This window comes from Nostoc sp. UHCC 0252 (genome assembly GCF_034931145.1).
Classification (GTDB): Bacteria; Cyanobacteriota; Cyanobacteriia; order Cyanobacteriales; family Nostocaceae; genus Nostoc.
The window spans coordinates 1-5241 of record NZ_JAYGHE010000148.1; the positions used below are offsets into that span (position 1 = coordinate 1).

Below are 5241 nucleotides of genomic sequence, written 5' to 3' on the forward strand. Positions count from 1 at the left end.
AAAATCACGCCAACTGGAAGAAAAATAATCTTGAAGCAATTCACGAGAGTTGCCACGATTACAAACACATGAGCAAAAGCGCAAGCTAAGAACATCGGAAGCTGGGTGCGGTGAAAGTCGCACGCCCAGATTTAACAGAGAGGTGCCCCGGATAATACTGGGCATCGACTCTACCGAGGTCGTTGGCGGTCTCACTGCCTACGAGCTTAAAAAGTTCGAGCAGGAGCGCAGCGAGATTTACATCTACGATCTAGCTGTAGCCGCCGCACACCGACGGCAGGGGATCGCAACGGCATTAATTCAGAAGCTGAAGGAAGTAGCAGCAGCTTATGGAGCTTATGTCATTTTCGTCCAGGCGGATATTGGTGACGATCCAGCCATTAAACTTTATACAAAGCTGGGCGCTCGTGAAGACGTGTTGCATTTTGATATAGCAGTTAATAGCGGCAATGACAATGCCTAACCTGATCTGGGTAGTGGCTTTTCGAGAAGAGCATAAGGGTTAATTAGCTAGTGGTATTTGAAGATTTGTTGATGGCACTGGGCAAAGCAAATGTATCGATAGTGAAAGAGAGCGACCCAACTCTTGAAAATTTGCGGTTACTAGATAAAGTTTGGACGTGGGTTGTTGGTGTGCCTCAAACCCCAAGATATGATTTCAGCCTCCAATCTGATTGAAGACCGCAACAACATGGGCAAAATTCTGCTCAAGATTTAATCTGATTGTCGATGTAAACATCAATAGAGAGCTAGAGAAGGGTATCTTCTAGGGTATCAAGATAGGTTTGTAATGGCTTAGATATTAAAACAAATCCTATGTCAACTTGGTTTTGAGAGGAATGGCACTAAGAAAAGCCGAAACGCTTGTGTATTAAGCAGTTTGGAACTGCTTTCGTAATTCGTGCCGAGGTTTGGTCATTAAGGGATAAGCTTTCGGGCGGCGTTTACGAACTCGTGGTTCGTTTCTAGCAGGACGGTCAGGAACAGCCTTGTGAGCGATAACTTTGAGTAAAGTACGATAAATTTTAAGACGTTTTGTTGAAGTTGCGGCTAATAATTCGGGAATAAAGTTATTTAAATGATGGCGAGTACCTTGCAGTGATAGGCGTAACGGAGGAGTAGTGTAACTAGTACCTGCCGACCACATCAAACCGCGAAGTAGATTGTAAGCAAGTAAATAAACGTAAATTTCTTTACGTACCATTGAGGGAGTTTTACAGCGCAAAATATCCATCCCCAGAGTAGTTTTAAGATGTCTTAAATCTAGTTCAACGTCCCAACGTTTACCATAAAGCCCAACAATATCTAGAGTAGAATAAACTGTTGTATCTAAGAGGGTAGTAATTAAGCTAACTCGTTCAGTGCGAAAGCCAGGAACAACAATATAATAATATATCTCTCGTACAGTTATGGTTGGGGGTAAAGCATTAAAGTCATCTTTATTCAATCCCTGTGGGCATTTTTTAGGTTTATGCCAAGTTACTAACTTGTCACTTGATCCAATTATTTTACCTTTTCGCATTGTGGTTTTTCGGGCTTGGTGTTTCCTAAAAAGTGCATCACAATTTCTATTTTTGATAGAAACCAAATCAGCATAAGCGCAAAATGCTCTATCTCCTAAAAGGATATCTAATGGATTAAGAAACTGATATAATTTTCTGGCTAATTTAATATCATGTGTGTTCAGAACATCTATGCACAGCGCAATAGCGGCTCCAGTAGCTAAACTGAATATCACACCGATTTTTGCAATTGGGAATCCACATCCAGATGCTTGAGTAGAGGGCTGAGGGTAGCATGATTGATTATCTGGAGTATCTGGCATCGATACCGTAGACCCATCTATTACCAATACATTTCTCCCACACCATAAATGCTCTATTTCTACCTTTTGTTCTAAGCTTTTCCCAACCTGACTAAAAAGGGTTTCTAAAAATTCTTCTGGTAATCTAGACCTAGCTTGACAATAAGCACTCGTGTCAGATGATGGAATTTCTACACCAATTTCAGCCAAATAAGCAATGACTTTGCTTACTGCATTATGACAACTCTTATCAGCATCTAAAACTTGAGATAAAAACGCCCAAAGCGTTACTATTGGATCAAATAATCGCCTATAGTATCTAATTTTTAGCTCCGAGAGTGCTTGTTCAATTACAGATGATGGTAATAGTTCTTTAAAGGGTAGTCCCAAACTTTGGCTGAATTTATCCTTGAGAATTTGTACTCGTAGTGTCACAGTAGTATTTATGATGTTGGCTTGCTCGTATCAAAGAAAGTATTTCATGAACGAGTAAGCTTTTCCTACCTAAAATTTTTTTGGACAACTCCCACATCTTTGCACTGTCTAGAGTCAAGCACGGTGTAGTTTACCGCCGTAGGTATCTCAACAAGGCGGGCGGTTACGCCGACAGCAAACTTGATTAGCGATCGCAACACTTCATCAAGGACAATCGCCTGCCCCGTCCCGATACTGTTTATAGCTTTAAAAACTGTAGCGATTACCCTGTATAGCTTAGAGCTTTTCTTAGTGCCATTCGGTTTTGAGAGTAATATTTGTAGGTTTTAGTTATAAATTTAACGTGCCGTTCTGGTGAAAGCCCAGCTTGGCCTGCTTCTGCTATGTATTCTTCCATGATGTCGCTGTGATCCGCGTCAATGTCGCCACGAGCAAAAACACAGATCATATCTGTTTCTTTTTCTAATTTTTCTTTTCCTGTACTGGCAAATATGTACTCGATTGTGTTAATAATATTGCGGCAGTCAGTACGAAGATTCTTTAGCTGTAGTGTGTTTTCCTCTGTGCAGTCTGCTCCAGATTTACTTTCCAGCGCGATTTTATCTTGGAGGGTAAACAATTTATTCTTGACTTCTTCGAGCCGCCACGATAAGTTTTCAATCGATTCTGTTGAATAATCCATGTTTTTATTTTAGCTCAAACCTTCAATCCATTGCTGGGAGCAGATTGCTACCCCCTGCCGCCGTTAGCTAGAGCTTCAGTTTGGGTGTGAAAACTCGTTTTATCAAGCGATCGGTCAAATACTGTGAGCTTTTCCCGCAAACCTATTCCCCAGACTACAAGGAAAGTGAAAAATGCTTATTAAGTCCAGCTTCAGTCACTGTAAGCATTTCTTGTCTTTGAGGGTTGTCATCACCAGGGGTATAGACATTAGCTAGACCCCTCTCGTCTTCATCGAAAGAACCTAACGCATCCACTTGGGTTCTTAATTTCAAGAATTACACAGACATCGGCAGCGACCCATTTTGGTTTTTCTGGTGTACCAACGAATCGGACTTGTTGAGACTCAAACACGAAAACTGATAAATCCGACATAAATTCAATTCTCCTTAATTGTTACCCAGTCAGATAAAACAGCGATACAGCAAGCGGTTAAGGTTGCTCTTCTTAAGGTTTTACTTTCATGTTTAGCGATGTAACCGCCCTCTAATTCATTCTGCTCAAAAGAAACTCCAATTACGTCAAAAAGCTTGTTAGCAACATCAAGAGAAATAGATTTAGCCCACGCCATGTTTACTCCAATGAATCCAAGAGTTCAGCTAAACAATTAAAACCAATTTTCAACACTTCGACTTATTCCCCTTTTTGAACCAGTAATTTTCCAGACACCCCAGCCGTAAAACCCAACCCAATTGCCGCCACAGTAACGCTGGGCTTAATAAATAACGTCGCAATTCCGATAACTGCGCCCCAAAGACAGCCATAGCAGCAAACGATAATCAACTGATTTTTGGGTTTAGCTCTTTGGTCTTGAATAGATTGGTGAACGATGGCATAATCTTCAAGCTCATTGGTAATTTCTAGTAAAGAAGCACCGTACTGTTTTTCTAGGCGTTCGATAGCCAGCCTGTCTGCCTTAATTGGGCTGATAGCTAGTTTTTGCAATGCTGTGGTTAATTTATCACTCATTTTTAAATTTTCCATACCCGCACATTCCAGAAAATGTTTAGAAAAAATTTAAATCTTGCTGGAAAAATATAAAGACCCTATTCTTCATCCGTACTTGGAGATGTAAGAATACCGGAACTTGACCGGAACTCAACAGGAACTGTGACGAATGTTACTGGTTAACGTTAATAACGCTGAAGCCATCTTTTTCATTTCCGCACAATCGGTTAGTGTCAATCAATTGTGACAAGGCATTCCTCAAGTAAAGAACACTCTTTTTCTCTTCGCCCCACTTGCGGCTGTTTCTGATAGCAGCAAAAGAAGTTGGAGGGCTAGTAGTAGCTGCAACGATCGCCACAATCTGTTCTAAATCAGCCTCAGAAATACTACTCTCTTCTACTTCCAGAAATTCCACTTCTTGATAAGGCTTTGAAAAAATGGACTCTAGATGATTAACTGCATCTGATGGAGCAATCTTCTCCCCTCTGGGTATGACTGCCCTTTCATGCTCTTGAACTAATTCCGGGAAGAACTGAAGTAATGTTCTAGCTGGATCTGGTTGCCCATTGCCTGGGTGTTTGTGGGTCTTTAGCCATTCGGGAATCATGCCCAAGTTGCCACCAATAACAGGTTCTCCAAAGTTATTAGGGTTGGCTTTGAAATATTCTCCACTAGCGACATTCATTTTGCGTAGACCACCAGCGCTAACCGCTTGAGCTACACAACCAATAAAGTTAACCGATTGCTTAAAGGTATCTGCCAGCCCAGCCGTAGCTTTACCGACTACGCTTGTCAGGTTAGAGCCATGCAAGACGATAATTAATGTACCACCAGACTTAGCGAAGCGAGAAAGTAAATATTGAATCGCCCAGGTGCGATCGCTCTCCTCCAACAATGACAGCAACCGCATTGCCTCATCAATTACTAGCAGTAAATTTTTATGGGAGTAAGGTTCGCTTCCATCTAAACCCTTAAGAAATTTCAATAAATCACGAGCGACTAGTTGATCAGCCCCATCCGCATCAATATCCGGGTACTTAAGGGCAGAGGTTAAGTTGCAGGCAAAGGGGTAAACGTCCACCCCAGCTGTAAAGTATTGGGTGTTCAATCCGGGATCAAGTGCAGTAGATAATGTTGCCAAGATTGCTGCTAAGGTTCCCTTGCCACCTCGCTGAGTACCAGCGATCGCAATGACTTGAGAACTCATCATATTCTCTACTTGGAATCCACTTTTCGTTAAAGCAGCGATCAGTGCGTTTGCCCTATTAGTCAGAGGGATATTAATTATAGTCTCTGGTACAAGCCCATCAGAGGAAGATGGTTGTAACTCTGTA

5 protein-coding genes and 1 pseudogene are annotated in these 5241 nt (G+C 41.6%); 1 reads left to right on the top strand and 5 read right to left on the bottom strand.

Going from position 1 to position 5241, the window contains the following annotated elements:
• Positions 1-142 precede the first annotated feature (142 nt).
• Positions 143-463: a GNAT family N-acetyltransferase gene (locus tag VB732_RS35260; RefSeq protein ID WP_323235448.1), complete on the top strand. Its 321-nt coding sequence runs from the start codon at positions 143-145 to the stop codon at positions 461-463.
• A 408-nt stretch (positions 464-871) separates the two neighbouring features.
• Here VB732_RS35260 and VB732_RS35265 read toward each other — a convergent pair whose 3' ends face one another.
• The 5 genes and pseudogenes from VB732_RS35265 to VB732_RS35285 form a co-directional block, all read right to left on the bottom strand.
• Complete coding sequence (locus VB732_RS35265; protein WP_323235449.1) at positions 872-2239, bottom strand: IS4 family transposase; 1368 nt, start codon at positions 2237-2239, stop codon at positions 872-874.
• 262 nt (positions 2240-2501) lie between these two features.
• On the bottom strand, positions 2502-2921 hold the full coding sequence (locus VB732_RS35270) for a hypothetical protein (protein WP_323235450.1): 420 nt from the start codon (positions 2919-2921) through the stop codon (positions 2502-2504).
• Between the two features lie 417 nt (positions 2922-3338).
• Positions 3339-3530 carry a hypothetical protein gene (locus VB732_RS35275; protein WP_323235451.1) on the bottom strand — a complete coding sequence of 64 codons (192 nt, stop codon included), beginning with the start codon at positions 3528-3530 and terminating at the stop codon, positions 3339-3341.
• A 62-nt stretch (positions 3531-3592) separates the two neighbouring features.
• Positions 3593-3928, bottom strand: a complete 336-nt coding sequence (locus tag VB732_RS35280; RefSeq protein WP_323235452.1) for a hypothetical protein — start codon at positions 3926-3928, stop codon at positions 3593-3595.
• 151 nt (positions 3929-4079) lie between these two features.
• A pseudogene (locus tag VB732_RS35285) lies at positions 4080-5241 on the bottom strand (hypothetical protein); the annotation flags it as partial.

Bases quoted from the DNA above. Each gene is read 5' to 3' on its own strand.
- VB732_RS35270 (WP_323235450.1), bottom strand. From the start codon at position 2,921: ATGGATTATTCAACAGAATCGATTGAAAACTTATCGTGGCGGCTCGAA.
- VB732_RS35280 (WP_323235452.1), bottom strand. From the start codon at position 3,928: ATGAGTGATAAATTAACCACAGCATTGCAAAAACTAGCTATCAGCCCA.
- VB732_RS35275 (WP_323235451.1), bottom strand. From the start codon at position 3,530: ATGGCGTGGGCTAAATCTATTTCTCTTGATGTTGCTAACAAGCTTTTT.